31 protein-coding genes are annotated in these 22767 nt (G+C 52.9%); 19 read left to right on the top strand and 12 right to left on the bottom strand.

The window, feature by feature from the left end:
- The first annotated feature begins 47 nt into the window (after nucleotides 1-47).
- The gene (locus CBW65_RS01955; protein WP_087455350.1) at nucleotides 48-1337 is read left to right on the top strand and encodes a helix-turn-helix domain-containing protein; all 1290 of its coding nucleotides are present in this window, start codon (nucleotides 48-50) and stop codon (nucleotides 1335-1337) included.
- 56 nt (nucleotides 1338-1393) lie between these two features.
- On the opposite strand, the gene CBW65_RS01950 is transcribed toward CBW65_RS01955, so the two are convergent.
- Nucleotides 1394-2104, bottom strand: coding sequence for a hypothetical protein (locus CBW65_RS01950; RefSeq protein WP_157721717.1), 711 nt, complete (start codon nucleotides 2102-2104; stop codon nucleotides 1394-1396).
- Between the two features lie 253 nt (nucleotides 2105-2357).
- On the opposite strand from CBW65_RS01950, the gene istA reads away from it, so the two are divergent.
- The gene (istA, locus tag CBW65_RS01945) at nucleotides 2358-3857 is read left to right on the top strand and encodes an IS21 family transposase (protein ID WP_087455348.1); all 1500 of its coding nucleotides are present in this window, start codon (nucleotides 2358-2360) and stop codon (nucleotides 3855-3857) included.
- A complete protein-coding gene (gene istB / locus CBW65_RS01940) occupies nucleotides 3854-4582 on the top strand; it encodes an IS21-like element helper ATPase IstB (RefSeq protein WP_087455347.1) in 729 nt (242 codons plus the stop codon). The genes istA and istB overlap by 4 nt, the downstream gene beginning before the upstream one ends.
- 52 nt (nucleotides 4583-4634) lie before the next feature.
- Here istB and CBW65_RS01935 read toward each other — a convergent pair whose 3' ends face one another.
- Nucleotides 4635-4910 carry a hypothetical protein gene (locus tag CBW65_RS01935; RefSeq protein WP_087455346.1) on the bottom strand — a complete coding sequence of 92 codons (276 nt, stop codon included), beginning with the start codon at nucleotides 4908-4910 and terminating at the stop codon, nucleotides 4635-4637.
- A gap of 256 nt (nucleotides 4911-5166) precedes the next feature.
- On the opposite strand from CBW65_RS01935, the gene CBW65_RS01930 reads away from it, so the two are divergent.
- From CBW65_RS01930 to CBW65_RS01900, 7 genes are all read left to right on the top strand, one after another.
- A complete protein-coding gene (locus CBW65_RS01930) occupies nucleotides 5167-5814 on the top strand; it encodes an SMI1/KNR4 family protein (RefSeq protein WP_087455345.1) in 648 nt (215 codons plus the stop codon).
- A 157-nt stretch (nucleotides 5815-5971) separates the two neighbouring features.
- Nucleotides 5972-7309 carry an AAA family ATPase gene (locus CBW65_RS01925; protein WP_087455344.1) on the top strand — a complete coding sequence of 446 codons (1338 nt, stop codon included), beginning with the start codon at nucleotides 5972-5974 and terminating at the stop codon, nucleotides 7307-7309.
- On the top strand, nucleotides 7290-7916 hold the full coding sequence (locus CBW65_RS01920) for a hypothetical protein (RefSeq protein ID WP_087455343.1): 627 nt from the start codon (nucleotides 7290-7292) through the stop codon (nucleotides 7914-7916). The genes CBW65_RS01925 and CBW65_RS01920 overlap by 20 nt, the downstream gene beginning before the upstream one ends.
- A gap of 271 nt (nucleotides 7917-8187) precedes the next feature.
- Nucleotides 8188-8607 (top strand): SRPBCC family protein, encoded by a 420-nt coding sequence (locus CBW65_RS01915; protein ID WP_232463425.1) that lies wholly within the window; start codon nucleotides 8188-8190, stop codon nucleotides 8605-8607.
- A 16-nt stretch (nucleotides 8608-8623) separates the two neighbouring features.
- The gene (locus CBW65_RS01910; protein WP_087455342.1) at nucleotides 8624-8947 is read left to right on the top strand and encodes a thioredoxin family protein; all 324 of its coding nucleotides are present in this window, start codon (nucleotides 8624-8626) and stop codon (nucleotides 8945-8947) included.
- Between the two features lie 104 nt (nucleotides 8948-9051).
- Nucleotides 9052-9435, top strand: a complete 384-nt coding sequence (locus CBW65_RS01905) for a VOC family protein (RefSeq protein ID WP_087455341.1) — start codon at nucleotides 9052-9054, stop codon at nucleotides 9433-9435.
- Between the two features lie 58 nt (nucleotides 9436-9493).
- Nucleotides 9494-9889, top strand: coding sequence for a hypothetical protein (locus CBW65_RS01900; RefSeq protein WP_087455340.1), 396 nt, complete (start codon nucleotides 9494-9496; stop codon nucleotides 9887-9889).
- Between the two features lie 14 nt (nucleotides 9890-9903).
- Here CBW65_RS01900 and CBW65_RS01895 read toward each other — a convergent pair whose 3' ends face one another.
- From CBW65_RS01895 to CBW65_RS01880, 4 genes are all read right to left on the bottom strand, one after another.
- Nucleotides 9904-10638 carry a hypothetical protein gene (locus CBW65_RS01895; protein ID WP_087455339.1) on the bottom strand — a complete coding sequence of 245 codons (735 nt, stop codon included), beginning with the start codon at nucleotides 10636-10638 and terminating at the stop codon, nucleotides 9904-9906.
- Nucleotides 10639-10706: 68 nt separating this feature from the next.
- Nucleotides 10707-11417, bottom strand: coding sequence for a pirin family protein (locus CBW65_RS01890; RefSeq protein ID WP_087455338.1), 711 nt, complete (start codon nucleotides 11415-11417; stop codon nucleotides 10707-10709).
- A 52-nt stretch (nucleotides 11418-11469) separates the two neighbouring features.
- On the bottom strand, nucleotides 11470-11853 hold the full coding sequence (locus CBW65_RS01885; protein WP_087455337.1) for a DoxX family protein: 384 nt from the start codon (nucleotides 11851-11853) through the stop codon (nucleotides 11470-11472).
- Nucleotides 11854-11995: 142 nt separating this feature from the next.
- Nucleotides 11996-12310, bottom strand: coding sequence for a winged helix-turn-helix transcriptional regulator (locus CBW65_RS01880; protein ID WP_087455336.1), 315 nt, complete (start codon nucleotides 12308-12310; stop codon nucleotides 11996-11998).
- A gap of 73 nt (nucleotides 12311-12383) precedes the next feature.
- On the opposite strand from CBW65_RS01880, the gene CBW65_RS01875 reads away from it, so the two are divergent.
- Both CBW65_RS01875 and CBW65_RS01870 read left to right on the top strand, forming a co-directional pair.
- Nucleotides 12384-12806, top strand: coding sequence for a DUF4830 domain-containing protein (locus CBW65_RS01875; RefSeq protein WP_157721716.1), 423 nt, complete (start codon nucleotides 12384-12386; stop codon nucleotides 12804-12806).
- Between the two features lie 14 nt (nucleotides 12807-12820).
- Nucleotides 12821-13201, top strand: a complete 381-nt coding sequence (locus CBW65_RS01870) for a hypothetical protein (protein ID WP_087455334.1) — start codon at nucleotides 12821-12823, stop codon at nucleotides 13199-13201.
- Between the two features lie 22 nt (nucleotides 13202-13223).
- Here CBW65_RS01870 and CBW65_RS01865 read toward each other — a convergent pair whose 3' ends face one another.
- Complete coding sequence (locus tag CBW65_RS01865; RefSeq protein WP_087455333.1) at nucleotides 13224-14504, bottom strand: sensor histidine kinase; 1281 nt, start codon at nucleotides 14502-14504, stop codon at nucleotides 13224-13226.
- A complete protein-coding gene (locus CBW65_RS01860; RefSeq protein ID WP_087455332.1) occupies nucleotides 14501-15196 on the bottom strand; it encodes a response regulator in 696 nt (231 codons plus the stop codon). The genes CBW65_RS01865 and CBW65_RS01860 overlap by 4 nt, the downstream gene beginning before the upstream one ends.
- A gap of 141 nt (nucleotides 15197-15337) precedes the next feature.
- Here CBW65_RS01860 and CBW65_RS01855 point away from each other — a divergent pair, with 141 nt between their 5' ends.
- Together CBW65_RS01855 and CBW65_RS01850 are read left to right on the top strand one after the other, a co-directional pair.
- Nucleotides 15338-15718, top strand: a complete 381-nt coding sequence (locus tag CBW65_RS01855) for a DUF6220 domain-containing protein (protein ID WP_232463424.1) — start codon at nucleotides 15338-15340, stop codon at nucleotides 15716-15718.
- An 88-nt stretch (nucleotides 15719-15806) separates the two neighbouring features.
- Nucleotides 15807-16334 carry a GNAT family N-acetyltransferase gene (locus CBW65_RS01850; RefSeq protein WP_087455330.1) on the top strand — a complete coding sequence of 176 codons (528 nt, stop codon included), beginning with the start codon at nucleotides 15807-15809 and terminating at the stop codon, nucleotides 16332-16334.
- Nucleotides 16335-16383: 49 nt separating this feature from the next.
- On the opposite strand, the gene CBW65_RS01845 is transcribed toward CBW65_RS01850, so the two are convergent.
- Both CBW65_RS01845 and CBW65_RS01840 read right to left on the bottom strand, forming a co-directional pair.
- Complete coding sequence (locus tag CBW65_RS01845) at nucleotides 16384-17688, bottom strand: GNAT family N-acetyltransferase (RefSeq protein ID WP_087455329.1); 1305 nt, start codon at nucleotides 17686-17688, stop codon at nucleotides 16384-16386.
- 15 nt (nucleotides 17689-17703) lie between these two features.
- Nucleotides 17704-18210 (bottom strand): DUF6886 family protein, encoded by a 507-nt coding sequence (locus CBW65_RS01840; RefSeq protein WP_087455328.1) that lies wholly within the window; start codon nucleotides 18208-18210, stop codon nucleotides 17704-17706.
- 128 nt (nucleotides 18211-18338) lie between these two features.
- Between CBW65_RS01840 and CBW65_RS01835 the strand changes: the two genes are divergently transcribed.
- The gene (locus tag CBW65_RS01835; protein ID WP_157721715.1) at nucleotides 18339-18872 is read left to right on the top strand and encodes a VanZ family protein; all 534 of its coding nucleotides are present in this window, start codon (nucleotides 18339-18341) and stop codon (nucleotides 18870-18872) included.
- Between the two features lie 20 nt (nucleotides 18873-18892).
- Here CBW65_RS01835 and CBW65_RS01830 read toward each other — a convergent pair whose 3' ends face one another.
- Nucleotides 18893-19582: a phosphopantothenoylcysteine decarboxylase domain-containing protein gene (locus CBW65_RS01830; protein ID WP_087455326.1), complete on the bottom strand. Its 690-nt coding sequence runs from the start codon at nucleotides 19580-19582 to the stop codon at nucleotides 18893-18895.
- Nucleotides 19583-19684: 102 nt separating this feature from the next.
- Here CBW65_RS01830 and CBW65_RS01825 point away from each other — a divergent pair, with 102 nt between their 5' ends.
- On the top strand, nucleotides 19685-20143 hold the full coding sequence (locus CBW65_RS01825; RefSeq protein ID WP_087455325.1) for an NUDIX domain-containing protein: 459 nt from the start codon (nucleotides 19685-19687) through the stop codon (nucleotides 20141-20143).
- 13 nt (nucleotides 20144-20156) lie between these two features.
- Here CBW65_RS01825 and CBW65_RS01820 read toward each other — a convergent pair whose 3' ends face one another.
- A complete protein-coding gene (locus CBW65_RS01820) occupies nucleotides 20157-20870 on the bottom strand; it encodes a YwaF family protein (protein ID WP_232463501.1) in 714 nt (237 codons plus the stop codon).
- A 122-nt stretch (nucleotides 20871-20992) separates the two neighbouring features.
- On the opposite strand from CBW65_RS01820, the gene proC reads away from it, so the two are divergent.
- From proC to CBW65_RS01805, 3 genes are read left to right on the top strand one after another with little or no spacing between them, the layout of a single operon-like run.
- A complete protein-coding gene (gene proC / locus CBW65_RS01815; protein WP_087455323.1) occupies nucleotides 20993-21802 on the top strand; it encodes a pyrroline-5-carboxylate reductase in 810 nt (269 codons plus the stop codon).
- A gap of 4 nt (nucleotides 21803-21806) precedes the next feature.
- Nucleotides 21807-22121, top strand: coding sequence for a hypothetical protein (locus CBW65_RS01810; protein ID WP_087455322.1), 315 nt, complete (start codon nucleotides 21807-21809; stop codon nucleotides 22119-22121).
- Nucleotides 22118-22765, top strand: coding sequence for a hypothetical protein (locus tag CBW65_RS01805; protein WP_087455321.1), 648 nt, complete (start codon nucleotides 22118-22120; stop codon nucleotides 22763-22765). Before CBW65_RS01810 ends, CBW65_RS01805 begins: the two co-directional genes overlap by 4 nt.
- Nucleotides 22766-22767 lie beyond the last annotated feature (2 nt).

Below are 22767 nucleotides of genomic sequence, written 5' to 3'. Positions count from 1 at the left end.
TATACAATGGTAATAGGAGCGTTTGTAATGAGAGGGAGGATAAACAAATGAAAGAATCAACAATTGGCGCGCGGATTCGTGAGTTTCGGATGAAGAAAGGGATCACCCAGGTTGAGCTGTCAAAAGGCATTTGCACGCCGAGTATGATTTCGCAGATTGAAGCGGATCGGGCGCGTCCGTCGTATCGGGTGTTGGCGGGGATTGCGGAACGGTTGGATGTGGCGATGGAGTATTTGCTGAAGGATTTGCACTTGGATATGGAAGTGACGAGCAAGTTTAAGATGGCACTGGGGATGGTGTATGCGGGGCAGTATCTGTCGGCGATTCCTTTGCTGGAGGAAGTACGGGAGCAGGCGAATGGGCAGATTTCTTGGATGGATCTGATGATGGAGCTTGGTGTGTGTTACTTGGAGACAGGGCGGGGGAAACAGGCGACTGAGATTTTTCAGGAGGTGCAGGAATCAGCTCTACTTGGGAAGGAACAGGAGCGGTTGGTGCGGGTGCTGATGCTGTTGGGGGACGCGGCGCTTCGGGGGAAGGAGTATACACTTGCTTTGTTTCATACGAGTCGGGCGCTGGAGGCGTTTGGGGAGATTGAAGATGGGGCGACTACGGTTCGGCTCGAACTCTTAACGCAGATGGCGGCGATTTATCAGAAGATGGGGAAGGCGGAGGAAGCGGTTCGATACTATATGGAAGCTGTGTTGTTCTGTGAAGGCGTTGAGGATTTGGAGCAGAAGGGGAATCTGTATCTGCAGATCGCTGTTACGGCTCACCGACAGCAGAAGTATGAGCTGGCGGAGGAGTATTCGACGAAGGCTCTGGCTTTGTTGAGTGAAGTGAAAGAACAGGAAAAGGCGATGGATTGGAAGCGTCAGTTGGTGCTTTTGCGGAAGGACAGCCAAGGGGATTCGGTTCGGCATTTGGTGGAGATGGCGGAGCAGTATGAGAAGCGAAACGATCTGGCACGGGCCGGGGAAGTGTATGCGGATCTGGCTGCTCTCTGTTTGGACTCTCAGAAGAATGATGAGGCTGGCGCTTTCTCTGAAAAGGCACGGTTGATGCTTCCGCACGATCACCAGGCTGTGGGGAAGGTGTATCGGGTGTTGGGTTTGCTGCAGTTCGGCCGTGGTGAGTTGGAGAAGGGTTGGAAGTATTTGCAGCAGGCAATGACCATTTTTGAAAAGCATGATCTGCTGGCGGAGATGGAAGAGGTCGCGTTGAAGCTGGCCGGTGTGTTGGAGCAGCAGGGGGAGTATCAGGAAGCTCTGCGGATTGTGAACGGGCTTCATGTGACGATGGTTGGTAAGTTGCAGGAGAGAGGGATTGTGCTATAAGCTTCCATGAACAATGAAGGCCCCTTTCGAAATGAAAGGGGCTTTCGGAGTAAGTATTAGAATTGAATGGAGATGTCTTCAGAATCCCACTGTGTATAACTGTTCACAGTCACTTTATTCACAGTGGTGCTATTCGACCCAAATGCTCCGCGACGACCTGAAACGGTGTTTGTAGAGGATACCGGAGCATAGCCGGTGTTCGAATACAGGTATGCGCTGCTGAATTTAGCATTGCGCATATAGGAGCCGTTGGTGAAGACCCCGCTGTCTGTGCACAACGTAATTTGTCGGTTGAAAATAGCGTTCGAGGTGTAGATGTTGTGGCTGCCGACATAGTACAGCTGGTGGTCATAGACAATGCTGAAGTCTTTGCCATCCAGAACTTTTGTCTCCAAGTAGCCATCAGACCTTACTTTCGACTGGAGGTAAACGACTTTGCCTGGCGTCAAGGCACTAAGCACGCCTGTTGTAGCATGCTGGCCGCCTGTGGGGGCAGGGTCATTGCTGTTGTAGACGCCTCTCCAGCCAGTACCGTCGTATCCAGACCCATACCACAAACCGACATCAATTGCCCAGTTCGAGGTGGGTGAGGACACCGTATAGAACATGTATCCGGATGTACCGGTTGCCCGATAAGCAGTAGGGATTGTTGCGAAGGCTGTCGCTTGATTCCAACCGGAAGTGGATTTTACTTCATAGCCAACACCACCGGAATCAGTACGAGTGGACAAGGGCATCGCATCGACGCTATAAGAAGTCATACTCATGCTGGCATCATTGATAATGTTGGGCGTAGTGTTTACGATCCCTTTTACGTATTGTTGGATCTGCCCGTCGGTGAAGTTGTAGGCTGCAGCTTGTTGTTTGAGCGACAGGTGTTTATCGCATAATGAAAATGCAGAATGTCGCGGCGTAAAAGTGCAGACTTTGCCCGCGACATTTTGGCATTAAAAAAGCACTTGCCAACATCGATCTACTATCTTACCCTACGGTTTGCGACGACCAAGGGGGATCGAGAGGATGTTGAAAGTGCCTGAGCAACAGTATATCAAATTTTTGCGCGAACACGAAGGGTGTTCGATTACCGAAATTGCAGAACGATTGGACATAAATTGGAGAACTGCCAAAAAATATGCGGACAAGGACGATTGGAACGAGACGACTGGAAAACGATTCGGACGTTATCCGGTTCTCGGTCCGTTTCTCGAAATCATAGATACATGGCTTATGGATGACGAGGCTCTTCCACGCAAACAGCGCCACACCGCTCGGCGGGTCTTCCACCGTCTCAAAACAGAGCATGGATTTAATGGCGGCGAACGAACGGTACAGGAGTACGTGTCCAAATGGCGGGCGGCTTACGCCCATGAACGAGCGAAGAGTTACGAACGGCTGGAGCATCCAGGTGGCGAAGCCCAGGTGGACTTTGGAACCGCGCATGTTTCGCAGAATGGGAAGTTGGTGGAGCGCAAGATTCTTACAGCGTCTTTCCCATTCAGCAACGCTGCTTTCGCATTCCCTGTTCCTTCGGAAAATAGCGAGTGCTTCCTCGAAGCCTTGAAGCGCCTCTTTGAGCAAATAGGTGGTGTACCGCGACGAATCTGGTTTGACAACCTCGCGGCAGCGGTTGCATCCATTGAGAAGAACGGTGACCGAAAGCCGACTGATGCGTTCGCAAGGTTTTGTGCTCATTACCGTTTCGAACCAGTCTTCTGCAATGTGGCAAGTGGCAACGAGAAAGGAAATGTAGAGAACAAGGTCGGTTACGGCAGGAGGAATTGGTGTGTCCCAATCCCCATAATTCAATCGCTCGACCAATTGGCTGAACATCTGGAAAAGGAATCTAGGGAGGATCGTCAACGCATTCACTATGCGAAGAAGGAGAAGGTGGACGATCTATGGCGACAGGAGCAGACAATGCTTTACTCCCTGCCATTAGAACCGCTCGAAGTCTTTCGCCTGGATATAGGCCGATTAAACAAATATCGTGAACTGTCGTTCGAGAAAGTCAAGTATCCACTCCCGCAATGCAAAGCGGAGCAGCGGGTGTTGCTCAAGGTCAAGTGGGATCGGATTGAGGTATTGGACGAATCTTACAGCAAGATCTTCGAGTTTCCGCGCCCCTATACGGACAAGACGATAGAAGTCGAGTGGAGAGCCGTTTTGGACGGGCTCAAGCGGCGCCCCCGTTCCGTCAAATACTCGACCTTTGTGTCGATGATGCCCGAGACCCTGAAACGCTTCTTGAGGGAAGTGGAGTCGGAGAATTGTAAGGCACGCCTGTCACTTGTGAGACGTTTGTTGGAGAACTATTCGATGGAGGAGATCGCCGATGGCCTGCACGAACTCATGCCTTGGGATTCTCGCGCTGAAACGGCTCTAGAGCACGCCTTGTACAAGAAACGGCATCCTGAGTTTCATCCTGAACCGTTCCAAGAGCTACACACCCCGACAGAGATTCAAGGCTATCATCCCGGTGACTTGGCTAATTACAACGACCTGCTGGGGGTGACACTATGAATACAGAGATGTTGGCGCAGGCGTGCAAAACGCTCCATCTGGCGCATGTGATGAGCAACTACGATTCGGTTCCGTTCGAGAATCGGATTGACTTCTTGCTGGCAATCCTGCAGTCGGAGATCCAAGGACGTGAGTCCAGCAAGATGAAAAGACTGTTGAAACGCGCCAATTTCCCGCATTTGAAAACGTTTGAAGGGTACAACTTTGAGGAAGTCACGTTTCCAAATCATTGCACGGAGCAGTCGTTACGAGAACTCGCCTTTCTGAAACATAAAGAAAACATTTTGATGTTGGGCAAGGTGGGAACTGGGAAAACCCATCTGGCAATTGCTTTAGGAATGGAAGCTTGTAGGCAGGGGCATAACGTGAGGTTTTACCGTGTCTCGGAGCTGGTTGGGAAATTGCTGGAAAGACATGCAAGCGGGACTTTGACGAGATTTCATAAGGAACTGATGAAGTGTGACCTGTTGATTTTGGATGAGGTGGGCTTTGTACCGTTTCACCAAACTGGCGCTGAACTTCTGTTTCACGTCATCTCGGAATGCTACGAGCAGCGAAGTCTCATCGTGACCTCCAATCTGGAGTTTGGACAGTGGAACAGCGTGTTCGGTGATACACGATTGACCAAAGCGCTGGTGGACCGATTGGTTCACCACGCGCACATTCTGGGCTTCACGGGCGAGAGTTATCGCTTGCGCCATGCTCTATCGAGCGTAAATTCATAAATTTCGGTGTTGGCGGTGCTATGCACAAAATGGCCGCGACACTCTGCACTTTTTAGTTGCGAAACACAGACAGGACTTCTTCGTCGTATAAGCTTGATTTTGAAAGGCTAACCGATGGGTTTTGTTTGCTGTAGATCTTGTCGCTGATTACGCTGGATTTCTTAAATGGAGTTACATCGACCTTGTGACTTTGCAAGAAAGCAAGGGCCTCTTTACCGATTGTGTAGGAGTCTTTGTTAGCGGCTTGGGCAAATGTTGGGGTGGTCAGCGAAAACGAAAACAACAAGACAGCTGATACGGAAGTGAGTGCCAAACTTTTGATTTTCATTCTTCTTTTCCCCTCCTGAGTTAATGGTTTTGTATGGTCTTAAATAAATGCTATCAGATCAATTTATATATCGTCAATAGGACTTTGGTAATTGTGCATACGATTGAATGTAGCAAGGCTAAAGTAGAAACCTAAAGTATTTTACGTGGGGGTTGTCGCTTGCGATCAGGCTTTTCTAATTGAAGAGTTGAAGCGGGGATTAGGCATACTGAAAGAGTATCTTGTGACGTAGTACGAATGAAGGAGAGTGTTTCGAATGGATTTTTCCGTGTTCAGACAGCGCATTCAAACGATTGCCGACCGCATGGGGGAGATCAGCGGCGAGGAAGTTGAGGTGAAAGTCGGAGAACCGGCCACGGAAGAGCAGATTGCAGCTGTGGAAGAACAGGTCGGTGTTAAGTTTCCGAAGAGTTTTCGGAAGGTGTTGCTTGAATTTGCTGCGGACTTTGACATGTACTGGGACTTGCCAAATGAGTTTGAGCTGCCGGATGAACTCTCGGGAATTTTTTCAGGAGATCCGCACTGGGATCTGGGACAAATGGTGCGCTTAGAGGAAGATCGGAAAAGCCGGATCGAAAATTGCTTTTCAAATGAAGAAGATGAGTATGACCAGATCTGGCATAACAAGCTGGCTTTCTCTTGGGTGGCAAACGGGGATCAATTTGCGTTTGATCTAGACGGCAGTGACGACCCGCAGGTGATCTATCTCAGCCACGATGATGGGGACGGGCATGGGTATCGTTTAGGCACCTTTTTGGAGTTCCTCGACAACTGGTCACGCGTCGCGTTTGCCGGATCGGAAGACTGGCAGTGGATTCCGTTTACAGAAGATGAGGAAAGCGGAATTCTGGCCGAGGGTGAAGAGGCGAAGCTGTTTCGGGAAGTATTGGGGTTGGATCTTTGAGGGGGTAAATATGAATCATTGGGACTCTGTTCGATTGGACAGGGTTCTTTTTGGTTTTTATTTCTAGAAAATAGAGTAACAACATGATAGACTGGTTTTGCCTTGGCATGATTATGCCTAGAATGGTAGTAGGTTATAGAAAAAGAGGTGAGCCGCGTTGCTTCAGCATTGGACTTTAAACATTGAGGGGTTTGGAAAGATCGAAAAGGCAAGCATTGAGGTTAGCCCGCTTATGATCTTTGCCGGCGACAACAACAGTGGGAAAAGTTATGTGATGACATTGCTGTGGGGGCTTCTTAATATCGATCATGATTTTTTTCCGCAGGAAATCCCCACTACGGATACATACAAAAGTTTGTCGAAATGGCTATGTAGTAGAACCGATCAGAACGAATTTATCCTTGATGAGGTGGGGATCAAGCTAGTTACTGATTTTTTCAACGAGACTCTTCATTTGCAAAAGGATGACTTGGTACGACGCATATTCAATGCTGAGATCCCTATTTCAAAGGTCTATCTTTCATTTTATGGATCGAATGCTCCAATTCGTGTTCTTCAAAAGAAAAGTTTGAGATCAAAACCTTTTCGAGTCGAATCTAACAACTTTATTGTAGAAGTACCGTGGATACTAAATGCAGACAAAGACCACGTAAGTCGCTATATTCTAATTCAAAGTCTATGCTTTGCACTTATCCTAAATCGAGCATCCCTGTGGTATTCGGGAGCATTTTATCTCCCAGCTTCCCGAACTGGCTTTATGCTTACGTATAAGGCTCTTGCTAAGAGGGCATTGCGTCAAGGGTTTCAGACTATGGGGCCGGATGATCAAATGGGAAAACTCACGGCTCCGGTAACAAGTTTTCTGTCTGAGCTAGTTGACCTTGATCTTGATCCCCAGAATCCCTTTTATGAGATTGCATCTTTTTTAGAGAAGGAAATTCTCGAAGGGAAAATTGAAAAAGACCAGTCCCCTGTACCCTATTATTTCTTTTCCCCCGACCATATCGAAGGACAACTGTCACTTCATGTTACTTCTTCACTCGTTGCAGAGCTAGCTCCGATTGTTTTATTTCTTAAGTCGGATAACAAAATACAGACTCTGATTATTGAGGAACCTGAAGCTCACTTGCATTTAGACATGCAAAGACAAATGGCAAGAGCGATCGTGCGTCTCGTCAATGCAGGACTTCCTGTCTGGATCACGACGCATAGCGATACCATGCTCCAGCAGTTCAACAATCTGATCAAACTGAACAATCACTCCCAGCAAGAGGAACTTGCGAAGCAGTACAACTATGATGAAGTGGATTTTCTCGATCCGGCTAAGGGAAAAGTGTATCAGTTTGATGTGGTAGATCGGAAAACGCTTATTCGTAGCCAGCCGCTTACGGAGAGCGGGTTTGCGATTCCTACGTTTACGAACAGCATTCGGAAGTTAGCAAAAGAAACCATCGACCTCATGGAGAATTCAGACGATGAAGAAGATGACGAGTAGCACGATTCAAGAGCGGTTGGAATTATGGATCAAGGATGACCACTATAAGCTGATTCTCGATCAACGCACGAATGTTGTGGAAACACGGGTCAGTGAAGATGGTGAAGCAAACGTATCGTGTATACTACCGGCGGTGCAAGCTTATGTACTCACACTTGAAGGGAAGGCGTGTGCTCATCTTAAAAAAGAGAAGTGTGCAGATGGCATGCTGCTGCTAGAATACAGCCCCGGCCATTGGGAACTTCATATTGTAGAGTGCAAAAGAACGATCAATCGATCTAAATGGGGTAAGGTCAAATACCAGTTTGTAGCTTCGATACAAAGGGCGATGGCTATGTTGGCCAGCATCGGGATCTATCCCGATAAAATTAAGTTGTATACAGCTTTTCGAGAAGATCCCATACAAGCAGAGATCGAGGCTAACCCTGTTTTTGATAAAATAGGAATTGAAGGTTGGCGCGCTTTGGCTCCTGAGAAGAAGGAAAAACTTCAATTTATCGACTGGCTGGAAACAGGGATTGAAATTTGGACGAAAGAATTCATTCCTCATGAGAAAGTGGAGTTAGATGAGGAAGGAAATGGAACGCTCCAAATTCAATGCATATAGCAAGTCGAATGAGAGGTAAAGGAGGGGAATCTGATGTTATTCAAGACAAAGGGTACGAGATTGCAACTCCAGATCACAAAGAGGGTCATACTCCAGTCAAATGCTCAAGGAGAGTTGGTTCAATTTAGCATCCAGTCGAATAAGCCAATTCCTCCTGCGCAGCATGGCACGGTTTGTTTGCAAGGGAAGATTAGATAATAGGAAGACAAGCCCTTTTTCGACGCAAAAGGGCTTTTATTTTAGATGATATAGCGAAAGAGAGTGATTCAGATTGAACAACCTTACCAAAATGAAGATCGCAGCAGCGGCTAGTGACGTGTTTGAGGCATTTGTAGACACTGAGAAAATGTCTCATTTTTGGTTCTCGTCGGGGTCGGGGAGATGGACGGAAGGCGAGACGGTGACGTTGAGATATGAGGAATACAACGCACAAGTGGACATCAAGGTAGTGGAGATCCAAGAGAATAAGAAAATCGTGTATGCATGGGGAGACACGACTGTCACGATCACTATGGAAGAAGTAGACCCGGCTGTTACAATCATCGCAGTCAACGAGGACGGGTTTAACGAGAAGGACGATGATTTGCTGAGTAAGATGATAGACAACAAAGAAGGCTGGGTCTATATGCTGACCTGCTTGAAGGGGTATCTGGAATATGGCGTAAGTTTGAGGGCAGCACTCGTGAAGTAACGGAGGGGTGAGAGCCATGAAAAAACTGCTGGAACTGTCTGAGGTGAAGGAACATCTCAACTTGCATCCACTTTGCATGCTGTTTGTGAAAACGGCCGACTGTGGGGTGTGTGATGACGTGTTTGATAAAACGGAAGAGCTGCTGAAGCAGTATCCGCAGGTGAATGCGGTGCTGGTTTCGGCGGATGAATCGCCGGGGGTGGCTGGGGAGTTTCTGGTGTTTACGGCTCCGACGATCCTGCTGTTTGCCGAGGGGCGAGAGGTGCATCGGCAGGCACGGTTTGTGGTGTTTGGGAAGTTGGAGGAGGCGCTGCAAAGCTGGTCGGAGGCATTGAGCTGACCTTTAACTAGTGGTTGATTTGCAATGTCAGATTATACTGTATATGTTATGATGAAGGGTAGTTACATAAGCAAGCCAGCAAGCAGGAGAGGGGATTTCTGTCGATGATCAACAAACTGGGTCAAGTTATGGTATACGTAAACAACCAGGACGCAGCAGTGGAATTCTGGACGGAGAAAGTAGGGTTCCAGGTGATCTCGGAGGTAAACAACGGGCCGATGAGATATATCGAAGTCGCTCCCAGCAAGGATGCACAGACGAGCATCATTTTGCATGACAAGGAGTTCATCGCGAAAATGTCCCCGGAGCTGAACCTCGGCACGCCGTCACTGATGTTTACCACGTCTGACCTCGATGGCTTGTATGCCAACTTGACCAACAAAAACGTCAAAGTCGGCGAGATCGTAGAGATGGGGCCGAGCCGCGTCTTTAACTTCGCAGACGGTGAAGAGAACTACTTTGCGGTGATGGAAACGACAAACGCGTAACATGACAAACACCACAGGAGCCAATGTCCTGTGGTGTTTTTGTGCAGAGGGAGGAAATATGAAAAAGGTGATCAGCGTTCGATTGGCCAGCACGGTCATCATCGCCATCAGTACAGCAGCTCTTTTGATGCATGCCCTGATCCTGCTCAAAATTCTACCGTATGATTTCGTATGGGGCGGACGGTTAACGAATGAAGCAGATGTCATCATGTTTGAAATCATCTCGATCATCATGCAAGCCTTTTTCCTTTTGATCGTTGCTGCCAAAGCAGGGTATGTTCTCAAAGGGAAGTTCAGCAGAACGGTGCAAGTCGGGATCTGGGTGCTGTTTGGGATGATGGTGCTGAATACGATCGGCAATCTGGCTTCCAACTCCGGCTTTGAAACGATGGTCATGACGCCGGTGACCATTGTGCTGGCACTTTTGTTATTCCGGTTAGCCATTGAGAAATAAGAGGGACACGCTCCCTACACTTCGTACAGCACCCAAACGTTTGGCTCCACATACAAGCCGCGGTCTTCTTCCACGTTCATGTTTACCGGGGACAGCGCACCGTCGATGATGTAGTCGCCTGAGGCGGGGAACTTCATGCCGGTCCACTCTTCCCATTCGGCGATGGTGCCGGGGACGTGCATCGCTTGGTGGCAGGTCTTGATGATCTTCCCGCCGGAACGGACATGGACGCGCAGCCACGGGTCGAGGGGCAAACCGTCTTCACGTTTCCATTCGACGTACTGATCGATCGGGGTCAGCGGATATTTGGTCTTGAGGTTTGGGCGGACCGGGATCGCGATGTGGGTGAGGTTCTTTTGCTTCGCCAGGTTGATCATCTCTTGCAGGATCAGGTAGGAGATCCCTTTGCTGAGATGCTGCGGGTTGACCGATATCTGCAGGCCGAGCAGCAGGCTGTGCGAATCTTTCTTGTCCGCATCGGCGATGCCTTGGGTCAGCGCCCAGTCCCAGCCTTGATCGGGGAGCTGGTCGAAGTCGCCTTCCCAGACACAGGACATGGCGTTGGCAAACCCGATGACCTCTTCGCCCTGCATCAGGGTCAGTTGATATTCCGGGTAGTGCTCAAACATCGGCAGCCAGTTGGCGTTGGCGAGCGGGTCGTGGAACATGAATTCCGGCCAGATGCCTTCTTTGATCGAGCCTTGAAGCTTGATGTTATGCGGTACGTTGCTAACTACTTTATAATTCATACGAAAAAAGCCCTCCTGACAAGTTCATTACTTGTTAGACGGGCTTTTTTTCCATTTTGTTTCAGTTGTTACGCCTGTGCGGGCAGGTCGATCAGCATGAAGTGGGCACCGCTGCCGCTTGCGATGTCCAGTTGGGTCACATCGGTGATCCGTGCGGAATCACGACTGTGGAGCGTTACTCCGTTCAGGGTCAGGTCGCCTTCGATGACGAAGACGTAGATGTAACGGCCGGACTCCTGCTCGAAGGTAAGCTCTTTGCCGCCTTCCAACTTGGACAGGTAGAGCGTGACGTCTTGGTGGATACGCGCCACTTTTTCCGAAGCGGGCTGGTTGGAGACGACGGGCAGCAGGTTATTGACCAGCGCTTCCTGATCATAGGCGAGCTGCTCGTAGGACGGCTCCAACCCCCGGATGCTCGGCAGGAACCAGAGCTGCAGGAAGCTGAGGTCTTCCGTTTCTGACGGGTTGACTTCGGAGTGCACGATGCCGGTGCCGGCGGTCATGCGCTGGATTTCACCGGGGCGGAGGACATCGGTGTTGCCCATGCTGTCGCGGTGCTGCAACTGACCGCGCAGGACGATGGAGACGATCTCCATCTCCTGATGCGGATGTTCGCCAAACCCATTTGCGGGCTGCACCACATCATCGTTGAACACGCGCAACGGGCCAAACAGGCGGTTGTCAGGGTCGTAGTAGTCGGCAAAAGAAAAGCTGAAATTGCTTTGCAGCCAGCCGTGGTCTGCGCTAAAACGGGATGCGGCTGGGCGAATGTCGATCATCTAAGTTCACTCCTTCTCTCTCCAATTATAACCAATAGCATCTCTCTGAGCATTAGAACAATACGTACGCGCCCGGGCCGATCAGAGCTACGCCAACCGCTGCGGCGATCAGCACGAGGTTGTATTCCATCCCGTTCGATGTCGACCACAAGCCGTTTTTGCCGTGGACGGTGATGATGGCCACCAGCATGGTGATGACGATCAGCGCCGCGCCGACCGGGGTGAAGACACCGGCAGCAAACAGTGCGCCGCCGATCAGTTCGGCGAGACCTGCGAACAGGGCAGCCAGCACGCCCGGTTTGATCCCGATCGATTCCAGCCAGCCGCCTGTGCCTTTCAGCCCGTAGCCGCCGAACCAGCCAAACAGTTTTTGTGCGCCATGCCCGACGAAGAGCAGGCCGATAACAAGACGAATGATCAAAAGTCCAAGGTTCATGGGAAAGTACCTCTCTTTACGATTATTTTTTGTTCGTTAGTTACTTTATGTAAGTATATTACGATGGGTAACTTGTCCTTGTCAAGCGAAATAAAAAAGCCAATTCCGCTGAGGGAATTGGCTTTCGGGAACTGCGTATTGCTTATTCGAGACCGACCCAAGATTCGGCCCACTTTTCGAGGCCGCGAATGATCGATTCTAATGCACGTCCTTTATCGGTCAAGGCGTATTCGACCCGCACGGGCACTTCCGGGAATACCTCGCGGGTGACGATGCCTTCTTCTTCTAAGTCTTTCAGCCGTTCGGACAACAGACGTCCGCTGATCGGCAGCGCGCTTTGAATCTCGCCAAAACGCTGCGGGCCGGACAGGAGCTGATAGATGATAAAACCGTTCCAGCGCTTGCTGAGCAGTTGCATGCCTTTTTCGAATTTCGGACAGAGTTCGGAGTCGGACATCTGAATCACCTCGCAATGAACACCTTGTTATATAATCACTATTATAGCATGCTCGCACGCGATAGCTGAAACTTTGCCAAACAGATTGGAGGTATCAGCACTGAAGAACTCCATTCATTTCATCATTCTGCTCCTTGTTGGGATGCTCTTGACTGCCTGTCAGAGCACGATTGACCCTGTACATCAGGAGTACATTGAGTCGTATGGCTGGCACGTAGAAAAGCTGATCGATCAGTCAACGCTCCCGAAGAACAGCCTTACAGAAGTGATGCTGGAAAATTATCAGGCATCGGGAGTAGACCTTGCACCGTATGCAGGGCAGGAACTAACGGCTACTCGTTATGAGTTAGAGGAGGAAATAGGGGGTCGTTCCGTGACCGCAGTCTTGTATGAAGCGGACGGAAAGATTGTGGCGGGGCATGTTGTACATCCACATCAGTCACCTGGTGTGCATCCGATGGATGATCGGGAGAACGTCATGAAACAGGAAGAGTAAGGGGAGTGTTTCTAGTGGCTGAAACGAAAGTGGAGTTGATCGGGCTCTATCATGTACCGGAAAATGTGGATCTGCTGCTCGTGGAAGTGTTGGTGGATGCCAAGCCATCGGTGTTTGATGCAGGGGAGTTTACGCAGGAAGATGAGCGGTTGCCGAAGGAAAGCTGGCAGGTTGCGTATGACGAACTCTATTTGAATGCGGATGGCAACGAACTCATCGGTGATTTTATGAGAAAGCCGGAAGTGGATACGGTTCCTGCGCGGCTGGTCTTTTTCATGTACTTTTTGGATGTTCGAAAGCCGCTGTTGACACCGTTTGGTCAAGTGGAGTTGACGGAACCAACGAAGATGCCGGACCGGCTTCTCAAGCTGGTGGAAACACCACAGGGAACGTGATCGTTCTCCCTGTGGTGTTTTTTTATTGGAGCGGCAAGTTCACGGTAAAAGTGGTGCCTTGGCCCGGCTCGCTCTCGACCGAGATGGTGCCTCCGTGGGCCAGTACGAACTCTTTGACGATCGCCAGGCCCAGCCCCATGCCGCCGGTGTGGCGGTCGCGGGCGGTGTCGGTGCGGTAGAAGCGGTTGAAGAGGAAGGGCAGGTGCTCGGGGGCGATGCCGATGCCGGTGTCGGTGATGGTGGTGCGCAAGGTGTCGCCTTCCTCATCGAGGGTCACATACACTTGTCCGCCTGCGGGGGTATAGCGGATGGCGTTGATCAGGAGGTTGAGGAAGACTTGCGTGATGCGGTTGGGGTCGGCTTGGATGAGCTTGTTATCTGCATGGGACACGAAGGTCAATCCGATCTCTTTGCTCTCCGCGTCAAAAGCCACACGCTCGACGATGCGGCGCAGGAGGGCGGCGAGCTCGGTGGGCTTTTTGTCCAAGGGGAGCTGTTTGGCTTCGGCGAGGGAGAGCTGGTGCAGGTCCTCGACGAGGCGGGTCAGGCGGATCAGGTCGTCTTGCAAGGGCAGCAGTTCTTGAGGCTCAATCGGCTCGCCGTGCTGCTGGAACAGGTCGAGCTTGCCGCGAATGATCGTCAGCGGCGTGCGCAGTTCATGGGCCACATCGGCGACGAGATTGCGCCGCACCTCTTCGTCCTGCTGGAGCTGGGTGGACATTTTGTTGAACGCAACGGCTACTTTGCCGTGCTCGTCGCGGCTCAAGACTGGCGCTTGGATGCCAAACTCGCCGTTGCCTAAACGGTCGATGGTGGGGAGCAGTGCGCGCAGAGGTTTAGTCAGCCGTTTGGATAAGAAGAAGGCGACGATCAGCGAGATCAGAACAAAGACTACGGTGCCGAAGAGCAGCAGAAACCGGGTCGAAGCCATCACGCCGAGGCGGAGTTTGGACATGCGATCGACGTCGGCGTCGTGGTAGTAGAGCTCGGCGACGGTTTGACCGTTTTGCTTGATCTTATTGCGGATGCCGAACAATTTCAGCGTTTGCTCGGTGGCGGCTCCGCTGTGGTAGAGCACCCGTTCGTCGCGGCTCAGCAAGAGAATGCTGGCGTCAGCAGGGAGCTGGATTTGCTCGGGCGTCTCATAGTGACGGGTGATCTCGCTGATCTCGGTAAGCTTGGGCGCTTCCACCATCACGTCGAGGATGCCGCGGATGACGACTTGGGTGGCGAAGGCAAAGACGAGAGCCATCCCGACGATAAACAGGGAGATGGTGAGGAACAGTTTGCGCCGCACGCTCATTTGCGGTCTCCGAAGCGGTAGCCGAAACCGTAGACCGTTTGAATGTAGGCGGGGTTGGACGGCTCGTCTTCGATTTTTTTGCGGAGCTGGCTGATGTGCGCGTCCACGGTGCGTTCGTCGTTGAGAAAATCGTCTTCGAGCGCGCCTTGCAGCAGTTGCAACCGGCTGTACACGATGCCCGGTCGGGCGGCGAGATTGAGCAGCAGCTTGAACTGGGTCGGGGTGAGCGGAATCTCTTCGCCGCGCTTCCAGACCCGGCACTGCGCTTCGGAGATGGTCAGGTCGCCGCGCTTGATGGAGTCATCCTGGGTGTCCTGCCCGTCTTGTCCTTCCATGCGGCGCAGGACGGAGCGGATGCGGGCGGCGAGTTCGCGCAAGGAGAATGGTTTGGTGATGTAGTCGTCCGCGCCGACTTCGAGGCCGATGATCTTGTCGGTCTCTTCCGTTTTCGCGGTGACCATGATGATGCCGATGCGGCTATGTTTGCGCAGTTCCCGGCAGACCTCGATGCCGCTCATTTCGGGGAGCATCCAGTCGAGCACGACGAGGGCGGGCTGCTGTTCGTTTGCGATGTGGAGCGCTTCTTTGCCCGTTTGGGCGGTCAGGACCTGAAAGCCTTCCTGACGCAAGAAAGGCGCCATAAATTCGAGCACTTTTTCTTCATCATCCACTAAAAGCAATGTGTGGGCCATTGTTGATTCACCTCACACACAGTGTACCCTGTCTGGGGCGGATTGTGGGGGATTTCAAGGGAAACGCACTGGAACTTCACAGGTTCCCAACAAGTTCTTGCTACGATGTTCCTGTCAGGTAAACGAGAAGGGATGATGAACATGACAGGTGGCGTGCGCGTGGCACGAATTGCATTTTTTGCGGTAGCGATTTTGTTTGCGCTTTGTGTGGCAACACAGGTGTTTCTGGCCGGGATGTCGGTGTTTGTGGACCCGGCGCATTGGGTGAATCATACGACGTTTGTGCATTTTTTTGATAAGCTGGACATCGTGATGCTGATCTTGAGTTTTGCGGGCAAACTGCCGAATGCCTTGCGCTGGCAAAGTGGGGCGTTGGTGGTGCTGACGTTTGCGATGTATGTGACGGCGAATCTGACCGTGCTGCTGCCGCTGGCAGGGGCTTTGCATCCGGTGCTGGCGATGGCGATTTTCTGGCTGGCCGTTCATGCGGTTGTGAAATCGCGGCCGTCTGTGGTACGCTAGCAATAGAAAAAACTGGTTTTCCTTTTAGAGGATGGACGCCACAGGTGGGTACCTGTGGCGTTTTTTAGTATAAGGGAGGTTGACGAGGATGATTTTTATCAAATTGCTGGCGGAAGAGGATGCACAGGGGATGCTGGATCTGCATGTGAAAAACCGGGCGTTTTTCCAAAAGTTTATCCCGGTGCGCCCGGAGGAGTTTTACACGCTGGAAGGGCAACTGGCAAGCATCAAAAGAGAGCAGGCACAGATGGCAGAGGGGCAGCGCTTTTCGTTTGGGATCTTTCTGCAAGAGACAGGTGAGTTGATCGGCAATGTGACGCTGGCGGAGATTTTGCGCGGGGCGCTGCAGGCCTGTTTCATCGGGTATTACCTCGATCAGCACCAAAATGGCAAAGGGTACACGAGCGAAGCGGTGCGGCAAACGGTGGAGTATGGGTTTCAAGAGCTGAACCTGCACCGGATTGAAGCCGGGGTGATGCCGCACAATCTCGGCTCGATCCGCGTGCTGGAGAAGGCTGGCTTTGTGAAAGAAGGCATCGCGCGGCAGAACGTGCTGATCAACGGCAAGTGGGAAGATCATCAGGTGCTGGCGATCATCAATGAAAATTACAAGTAGGCAACAGAAAACCGCTCTTGGCGCAGGATGGCCGAGAGCGGTTTTCTATTTAAAATTCAGCGGTCGGCGGAAGTTGGAATTGGAGCTGATCCGGGAACTCGCCGCGCACCATGAGCTTGGCGTCCGTTGTGGGTTCAAGCACGGTGAACCCGGTATCCAGCAGGTCGGGGGTGAAGTAGACTTCGACCCGGTCAATCTCGAGTCCCAGGGCTGCCAGCAAAACGGAAAGGCTGGGAATCTGGGCGGAGATGATGTCGTAGAGATGAAGCGTTTTGTTCTGCAACGCATACGCGATAGCAGCGTTTTGATCAGGCAAATAGGCGATCTTGATTTCCGGGGAACCGACCGTCGCGAAGAAAAACGGGGACATATGCGCTTCCGGGCCGAAGACGTCAGACACGGGGCGGCGCGAGGCGAACAGGTCTTTTAATAGGCGGCTGTCCGCTTCGTTTTGCACATCGAGTATTCGCGGCGCAGGGTGATCGCCCGCAGCACGATGTACATTTTCACAGAGGAAATGGCTTTGCGGGACGAGTCGGAAGCCAAATTTCTCATAGATCTCATGCTCGCGCGCGTAGAGGAAAAACAGCTCATACTCCGTCTCATAGCGGCTCAGCAGCTCGGTAAACAGCTGACGGATCAGCCCTTGCCCGCGATATTCAGGATGTGACATGACTGATTGCACGCCTGCTGCCCGGACCGATTTTCCTTGCAGGGTGATTGGGAAGTCAAACAAGCTGACATTGGCGACCGCATTCTCACCTTTGAAATAGGAGAGCGGGCGGTAGGTCGGGTCCCAGAACCCTTTGGCCAACAGGTCGTGGAAAAATTCGGGCGGGATGCCAAACGCCGACTTGAACAGGGAGATCAGGCTGGCTCTTTTCACCGGGTCGTCGCTATAGGAATGGAGAAATTGGAGCTGTTTTGCAGCCGCCTCCACATGATGGTCTTGAACCACATACATCGCGGAATTCTTCAAGAGCCCACGGATGTCCCCGAGCCAAGGCATCAGGGCTTCCGCTTCCTCGACCGGCTTCCACTCGACCGCCTGAATCTCGGAGTCGTCGAAGCTGACCGTGCCGCCGGTGATGCGGGAGGCGAAGGTGACGAACAGGGCGTGGACACCTCGGACCTGGCGTTCGGAGATGTGGACAAGGTTGCCAACCTCCACGTCGTAGCCGGTCTCTTCCTTGGCTTCGCGCTTGGCCGCTTCGATCAGCGTTTCACCGTCCTCGCGCTTGCCGCCGGGGAGACCCCAGTAGGTCTCGTTGTGCACCATCAAAACTTGGTCAGTTTCTTCGTTGTAGATCAGGTTATAAGCGACATCGTCGCGGGGTAGGCCTTTGTCAAACATTGTCGGTTCCTCCTCTTAACGGGTGGCGTTGCGCATGCGGATCATGGAAAAATGGAGCGTGGTATCGAGCAGCGCATCATGAAGCGGGTACAGGGACGGGGTCAGGCGCAGCTCCACATTTGCTTCGCCAAGCCGGGCCATCAGATCGCCGACCGGCTCTACGCGAAGAGGCGTGACCCCTTCGAGCGATGTAAAATAACCGGCTCCTTCGTCGATGCAGGTGAACGTTTCATCGGGCAGGTGATAGACGTACAGTTGGGTGTTCTGCAGCTGTGGCAGCCAACGGCTTTCCACGGCGATGACCATGCGTGCGTTCGTATGGGCCAAAAAGCGCTCCCGGTCTGCCTCTGTCGTGTCATGCTTGGCCCAAAAGGTCACGCGCGGGCAGTCGCGGGGGAAAAAGTAAATGGGAGCGCGCTGTTCATCGATCGCCCAGACCATCGCCGGCTTGTCCGGGTGTGACGGATGCAGGCGCGGTTCGAAATGCCGGATCGATGGGTCTTCGCTGAAGTGATACATCATGCCTGTTTCTACCTCCCGAAAAACTTGGTATCTCATAGATTTCCACAAACAGGCAAGGGATGTCAAGGAAAATCGCGAGTTCATCTCGAATAGATGGGAGTGTTTTTGAAAAGGAGATGAAGCTGCAAGTGTTGGATTTTCAATTGTGGTATGTGGCGGCGGTGCTGCTTGCGTATCTCGTCTTCAGCAGAAAGCGCGACTGGGGGTGGCGGAAACGGCTGCTGCATGTGGCGCTGCTGCTCTATCTGTGTGCGCTGATCAAGGTGACATTTTTTCCGATTCCGATCGCGGAGGAGTTTGCGGTGCAGGATGATCCGAGTCGTTTTTATAGTTTTGTGCCGTTTTATTCGACGATGCTGCTCGTCCACGGGGCGATGCAGATCCATTGGGCAGGCACGCTGATTCGGTTGGTGGGCGGTAATTTTGTTCTCTTGATGCCGCTGGCGGTGCTGGTGCCGATGATCTGGAAAGGTTCGCAGTCACTGTTACGGATCACGGTGACGGGGCTTGTGATCTCTTGTTCGATCGAAGCTTTGCAGTTTCTGATCGGGGCGGCGATCGGCTGGCCGTACCGCTTTGTGGACGTGGATGATGTGATGTTAAACACGGCGGGCTGCATGGTGGCGTATGGGGGATTTGTTCTGCTGCGGCCGCGAACGTGAAGATCGTAAAGGGGGAGGCGTTATGCCTCTCCCTTTGCCAGTTGGTGCGACAGAAGTTGCAGCAGTTGCGCTGCGGCTGTCTTTTTATCCGGGCAGACCGTGACTTCGCCGGTACGCGGGACGAGGTAGTGCGGCGTCGCTGCGGTGTAGAGCGAGCTGGCCGCATTGGCGACGACGAGGTCGGCGCGCCAGGTGTCCATGCGCTGGCGTGAACGCTGCAGGAGGTAGTCAGGGTCGGCATTGTGTTCGAGTTTGAAGCCGACGAGGAACGTGTCAGGGCTCCAGTCTTTGATTCGGGAGATGACTTTCGGCGCTTTTTTGAAATGGACGACCGGCGGGTTGTCGCTGGAGATCTTGCCGGTGTCGGTGATGAGGTTCCCCTCTTGGTCGAGCATCTTGTCGACCACCCAGTCGGACACGGCGGCCGTCATGATCACGGCGTCGATCTTTTCGGTCGTGAGCGCGGTCTGCATTTTTTCTGCGAGGTCTGCAATCCCCATGAACGGAAGGAGCCGCAAGTTCGGATGGGGCTCTGGGAACTGTGCAAAATAGCCATGCAGATACACGACTTGCACACCAGTTTCTAAAGCCTGTTCTGCTAAATAACATCCCATCGTGCCGCGCGCGAGGTTGGTGTGGCCGCGCACCTCGTCCCATTTTTCCAAGGTGCCGCCTGCGGTGATGAGGATGGTTGGATGTTGTTGCGTCATCTTCGTAAATCCCTCCCCGAATCTACTATATCACCCCTTGAAGGTTCTTCCAAGACGTGGTAATCTAGCAATCCGACAGACGGACGAACAGGGGGAGAACTGATGCAAAAAAAGTTTCATCACATCGCGCGCGGCATCATCATCATGGACGGACAGGTGCTGGTGGCGCACGCAAAGGGCTGGGAGAACACGTTTTTGCCGGGCGGGCACATCGAGCTAGGAGAGAGTGCGGCGGCGACCCTGCCTCGGGAATTGCAGGAGGAGATCGGCATTCGCGGGGAAGTCGGGCGGTTTATCGGGCTGCTGGAGGCGGACTGGGCAGATACGGAGAAAGACATGCACCATTTTGAAATCTCGCAGGTGTTTGAAGTCACCTCCCCTGATCTGACAGCGGGCGTGAATCCCGCGTCGGCGGAAGACCATCTCGAGTTCTACTGGGTCCCGGCCACGATGGAAGCTCTGACAGCATGCCAGCTGATGCCGGTGCCGTTTCGGGAGATGATCGCGACGCTGCCGGAGCGCGGGGAGAAGGCGTTTTGGGGCACGACGCTGACGATATAAAAAAGGAGAGGGATCAATTCCCTCTCCCGGTCCGTTTGCGCCAGAGGTCTTGTAGGCCAAACGGCAGGTAGAAAATCAGCACGGACACCAGCACGACCGCTTCCAGCCAGATGATGTAATACGGCCACGGCCCAAGCAGGTCGAGCAGCGACGCAGCGCCCGGCTTGTGGGCGAGGAACATGTAGTTGCCTCCGGTCAGCCAGTTCGCGAGGCCGACGAGTGCGGCGATAATGTTCAGCAGGAGGATCGAGCGCCAGATCGAATGTAAAGTCGGGCGGAACCCTTCTACAAACACCATGTAGAACCCGGCCAGCATGATCGCCCCATGCGCGATGAAGAACTGATAGGTGCGAAAATGCGGATAGGAGTAGTGCCCGAGGTCTGGCGTCAGCAGTGCCTGCAAAGCGCCGCCCATGCCGACCAGAAACGCAAATTCGAACAAGAGCACGCTTCGCGTGATCAGCATAAACGCCGACAGATACAAGGAGATCGTGCACAGCTGCAAGGGCAGATTGTAATCGAGCGTCCACGACCCGGCCTGGATGAACCAGATGTTTAACACCAGATCGGAAATCAACAGCAACCCGGCCAGCCCGTAGCGCGTCAAACGATTGATACGCTCCTCTTTCAGCCGTTCGCGATACCAAAACAGAAAAACAATTGCCGAGAAAATAAGAAATAACGACAGAAGATGCCCAAAGGAAAACAGCGCAAACGGCTCTGGCAAGCCACGTATGTCGAAAAATTCCAACAAATCATCTCACCTCGCTTCTTTACGAACTAGTATTGTACAGGCTTGCCTTTCATTCCTGCTTTATAAGAAAATAGTGCAAAAGGAGGCGTGCACGGATGAACAAACAAACAATTTTATTTTTAGGCGCGGGACGGATGGCGGAAGCGATCATCTCCGGGCTGCTGGCACGTAAGCAAGACCATCTTGAGGAGATCATCGTCACCAACCGTTCGAACGCAGAGCGCCTGCAGGAGCTGCGCGGCAAATACGGCGTGACCGCCACGCACGACTGGAAAGCGCAGGTCGCTAAGGCCGACACGATCGTGCTCGCGATGAAGCCGGGCCAAGTGCGTGAATCCTTGCTCGAACTGGGGCCGCTCGTCGACGGGCAATTTGTGTTTACGGTGGCGGCAGGCATCGGCACCGGACTGATGGAGGAGCATCTGCCAGCAGGCACGCCGGTCGCTTGGGTCATGCCAAACACGGCGGCGAAAGTGGGCGCATCCGTTTCGCTTTACACATACGGCAAAGAGGTCAAAGCAGCGCATAAGGAAGTCTTGGAGATGATCCTGGACGGCATCGGCATCTACGAAGAATGCACGGAAGAGCAGATTCACCAGCTGACGGCGGTGACCGGTTCGGCTCCGGCGTTTTTGTACCGTTTTGCCGAAGTGCTGGAAACGGCGGCCAAGGAGTTTGGCGTGTCGGAGGAGCAGGCGCGCCGGATGATCGTCGGCATGGTCTACGGCTCAGCCTTGATGTTAAAAGATGGCCCGGCGCCTGCCGTGCTCCGCGATCAGGTGACGACGCCGGGGGGCGCGACAGCTGCGGGCTTGCGCGTGATGGAAGAGCGCGAGTTTCCGGCGCTGATGAAAGAAGCGGTCGCGGCGACCAACCTTCGCGCCAAAGAGATGGCAAAGGAGTAAGCCTATGTGGGACAAAGTCAAAGCTGCTTATGACGAGATGATCACCAACTGGAACCTGATGCAGTCGAGCGACTTGGACAGCGCAGGCGATGATGCTGACCGTTTTCAAAGCTCGTTTTACACGTTTGTCGACGAGATGAAGGAATGGCTGGAGGCGCGTGAACAAAAGCCGCGCACAACAGACGAAGCGCTCGCCATGCCGGAGATCGCCGAGCTTTATGACGAGCTGCCAGGGCCGCTCATGCTGAATTTTGAGACGGAGCTGGAATTGATCCTCGAAGGCATCACGCGCGAAGAAGACGCAAGGTACGACGAGTGAAAAAGCGGTACTGGCTGCTGACCGCACTCTTGCTGCCCGTGCTGTTTGGCGGCTGGTGGGGCTATGAGCTGTGGAAGGACATGCGGGTCGAGTATGTGCTCGGCCAGCAGACGCTGCAAGGCGAAGGCCGGACGTATGTGGCCGAGCCAAACTCCGCGTTGCGCCACATCGCCGTCGGCGAGCGGATCGGGCACGCCGGAGAGGGATTCTGGATCTGGGAAGTGGACGGTCAGGCCAATCGGGACTGGGTGGTGGTCAGCGGCTTCATGTTCCCGCACGTCTTGTACCGGGCGGAAGATGTGCCTGAGGTTGATCTCGACAAGGTGAAGTGGGACGGGCTGCTCTTGCAGGACAGTCAAGGCATGCAGAAGACAATCGCATCGAGCGACGACCCCGCCTTGGCGCTGGAAGCGATCAAGACGGCCAAGACAGGCACAGCCCAGTCTGGCGCAAACAAAGATCAGCGGAGCAAAGGGTATGTGCTGCGCGTCCTGTCGTCCGAACTCCCCGGGCTGTGTCAGGAGTTGAATGTCTCGGCACTGGCAGACGGCACTGTGTACCTGCACCGTTTGGATATCGTGACACCGCTGCAAATGACCCCGCCGTTAGAAAAATGGATCAAAACTGCGCTGGAAATGAAGTAGAC

Origin of the sequence: Tumebacillus avium (assembly GCF_002162355.1) — a bacterium.
GTDB lineage: Bacteria > Bacillota > Bacilli > Tumebacillales > Tumebacillaceae > Tumebacillus_A > Tumebacillus_A avium.
The sequence above is the reverse complement of the archived record's forward strand: the minus strand, read 5'-3'. Positions and strand labels throughout refer to the sequence as shown.

What these genes read in the sequence shown, in the direction of transcription:
- CBW65_RS01955 (WP_087455350.1), top strand. Translation starts at nt 48, where the DNA reads ATGAAAGAATCAACAATTGGCGCGCGGATTCGTGAGTTTCGGATGAAG.
- CBW65_RS01950 (WP_157721717.1), bottom strand. Translation starts at nt 2,104, where the DNA reads ATGAGTATGACTTCTTATAGCGTCGATGCGATGCCCTTGTCCACTCGT.
- istA (WP_087455348.1), top strand. Translation starts at nt 2,358, where the DNA reads ATGTTGAAAGTGCCTGAGCAACAGTATATCAAATTTTTGCGCGAACAC.
- istB (WP_087455347.1), top strand. Translation starts at nt 3,854, where the DNA reads ATGAATACAGAGATGTTGGCGCAGGCGTGCAAAACGCTCCATCTGGCG.
- CBW65_RS01935 (WP_087455346.1), bottom strand. Translation starts at nt 4,910, where the DNA reads ATGAAAATCAAAAGTTTGGCACTCACTTCCGTATCAGCTGTCTTGTTG.
- CBW65_RS01930 (WP_087455345.1), top strand. Translation starts at nt 5,167, where the DNA reads ATGGATTTTTCCGTGTTCAGACAGCGCATTCAAACGATTGCCGACCGC.
- CBW65_RS01920 (WP_087455343.1), top strand. Translation starts at nt 7,290, where the DNA reads ATGAAGAAGATGACGAGTAGCACGATTCAAGAGCGGTTGGAATTATGG.
- CBW65_RS01910 (WP_087455342.1), top strand. Translation starts at nt 8,624, where the DNA reads ATGAAAAAACTGCTGGAACTGTCTGAGGTGAAGGAACATCTCAACTTG.
- CBW65_RS01905 (WP_087455341.1), top strand. Translation starts at nt 9,052, where the DNA reads ATGATCAACAAACTGGGTCAAGTTATGGTATACGTAAACAACCAGGAC.
- CBW65_RS01900 (WP_087455340.1), top strand. Translation starts at nt 9,494, where the DNA reads ATGAAAAAGGTGATCAGCGTTCGATTGGCCAGCACGGTCATCATCGCC.
- CBW65_RS01895 (WP_087455339.1), bottom strand. Translation starts at nt 10,638, where the DNA reads ATGAATTATAAAGTAGTTAGCAACGTACCGCATAACATCAAGCTTCAA.
- CBW65_RS01890 (WP_087455338.1), bottom strand. Translation starts at nt 11,417, where the DNA reads ATGATCGACATTCGCCCAGCCGCATCCCGTTTTAGCGCAGACCACGGC.
- CBW65_RS01885 (WP_087455337.1), bottom strand. Translation starts at nt 11,853, where the DNA reads ATGAACCTTGGACTTTTGATCATTCGTCTTGTTATCGGCCTGCTCTTC.
- CBW65_RS01880 (WP_087455336.1), bottom strand. Translation starts at nt 12,310, where the DNA reads ATGTCCGACTCCGAACTCTGTCCGAAATTCGAAAAAGGCATGCAACTG.
- CBW65_RS01865 (WP_087455333.1), bottom strand. Translation starts at nt 14,504, where the DNA reads ATGAGCGTGCGGCGCAAACTGTTCCTCACCATCTCCCTGTTTATCGTC.
- CBW65_RS01860 (WP_087455332.1), bottom strand. Translation starts at nt 15,196, where the DNA reads ATGGCCCACACATTGCTTTTAGTGGATGATGAAGAAAAAGTGCTCGAA.
- CBW65_RS01855 (WP_232463424.1), top strand. Translation starts at nt 15,338, where the DNA reads ATGACAGGTGGCGTGCGCGTGGCACGAATTGCATTTTTTGCGGTAGCG.
- CBW65_RS01850 (WP_087455330.1), top strand. Translation starts at nt 15,807, where the DNA reads ATGATTTTTATCAAATTGCTGGCGGAAGAGGATGCACAGGGGATGCTG.
- CBW65_RS01845 (WP_087455329.1), bottom strand. Translation starts at nt 17,688, where the DNA reads ATGTTTGACAAAGGCCTACCCCGCGACGATGTCGCTTATAACCTGATC.
- CBW65_RS01840 (WP_087455328.1), bottom strand. Translation starts at nt 18,210, where the DNA reads ATGATGTATCACTTCAGCGAAGACCCATCGATCCGGCATTTCGAACCG.
- CBW65_RS01830 (WP_087455326.1), bottom strand. Translation starts at nt 19,582, where the DNA reads ATGACGCAACAACATCCAACCATCCTCATCACCGCAGGCGGCACCTTG.
- CBW65_RS01825 (WP_087455325.1), top strand. Translation starts at nt 19,685, where the DNA reads ATGCAAAAAAAGTTTCATCACATCGCGCGCGGCATCATCATCATGGAC.
- proC (WP_087455323.1), top strand. Translation starts at nt 20,993, where the DNA reads ATGAACAAACAAACAATTTTATTTTTAGGCGCGGGACGGATGGCGGAA.
- CBW65_RS01810 (WP_087455322.1), top strand. Translation starts at nt 21,807, where the DNA reads ATGTGGGACAAAGTCAAAGCTGCTTATGACGAGATGATCACCAACTGG.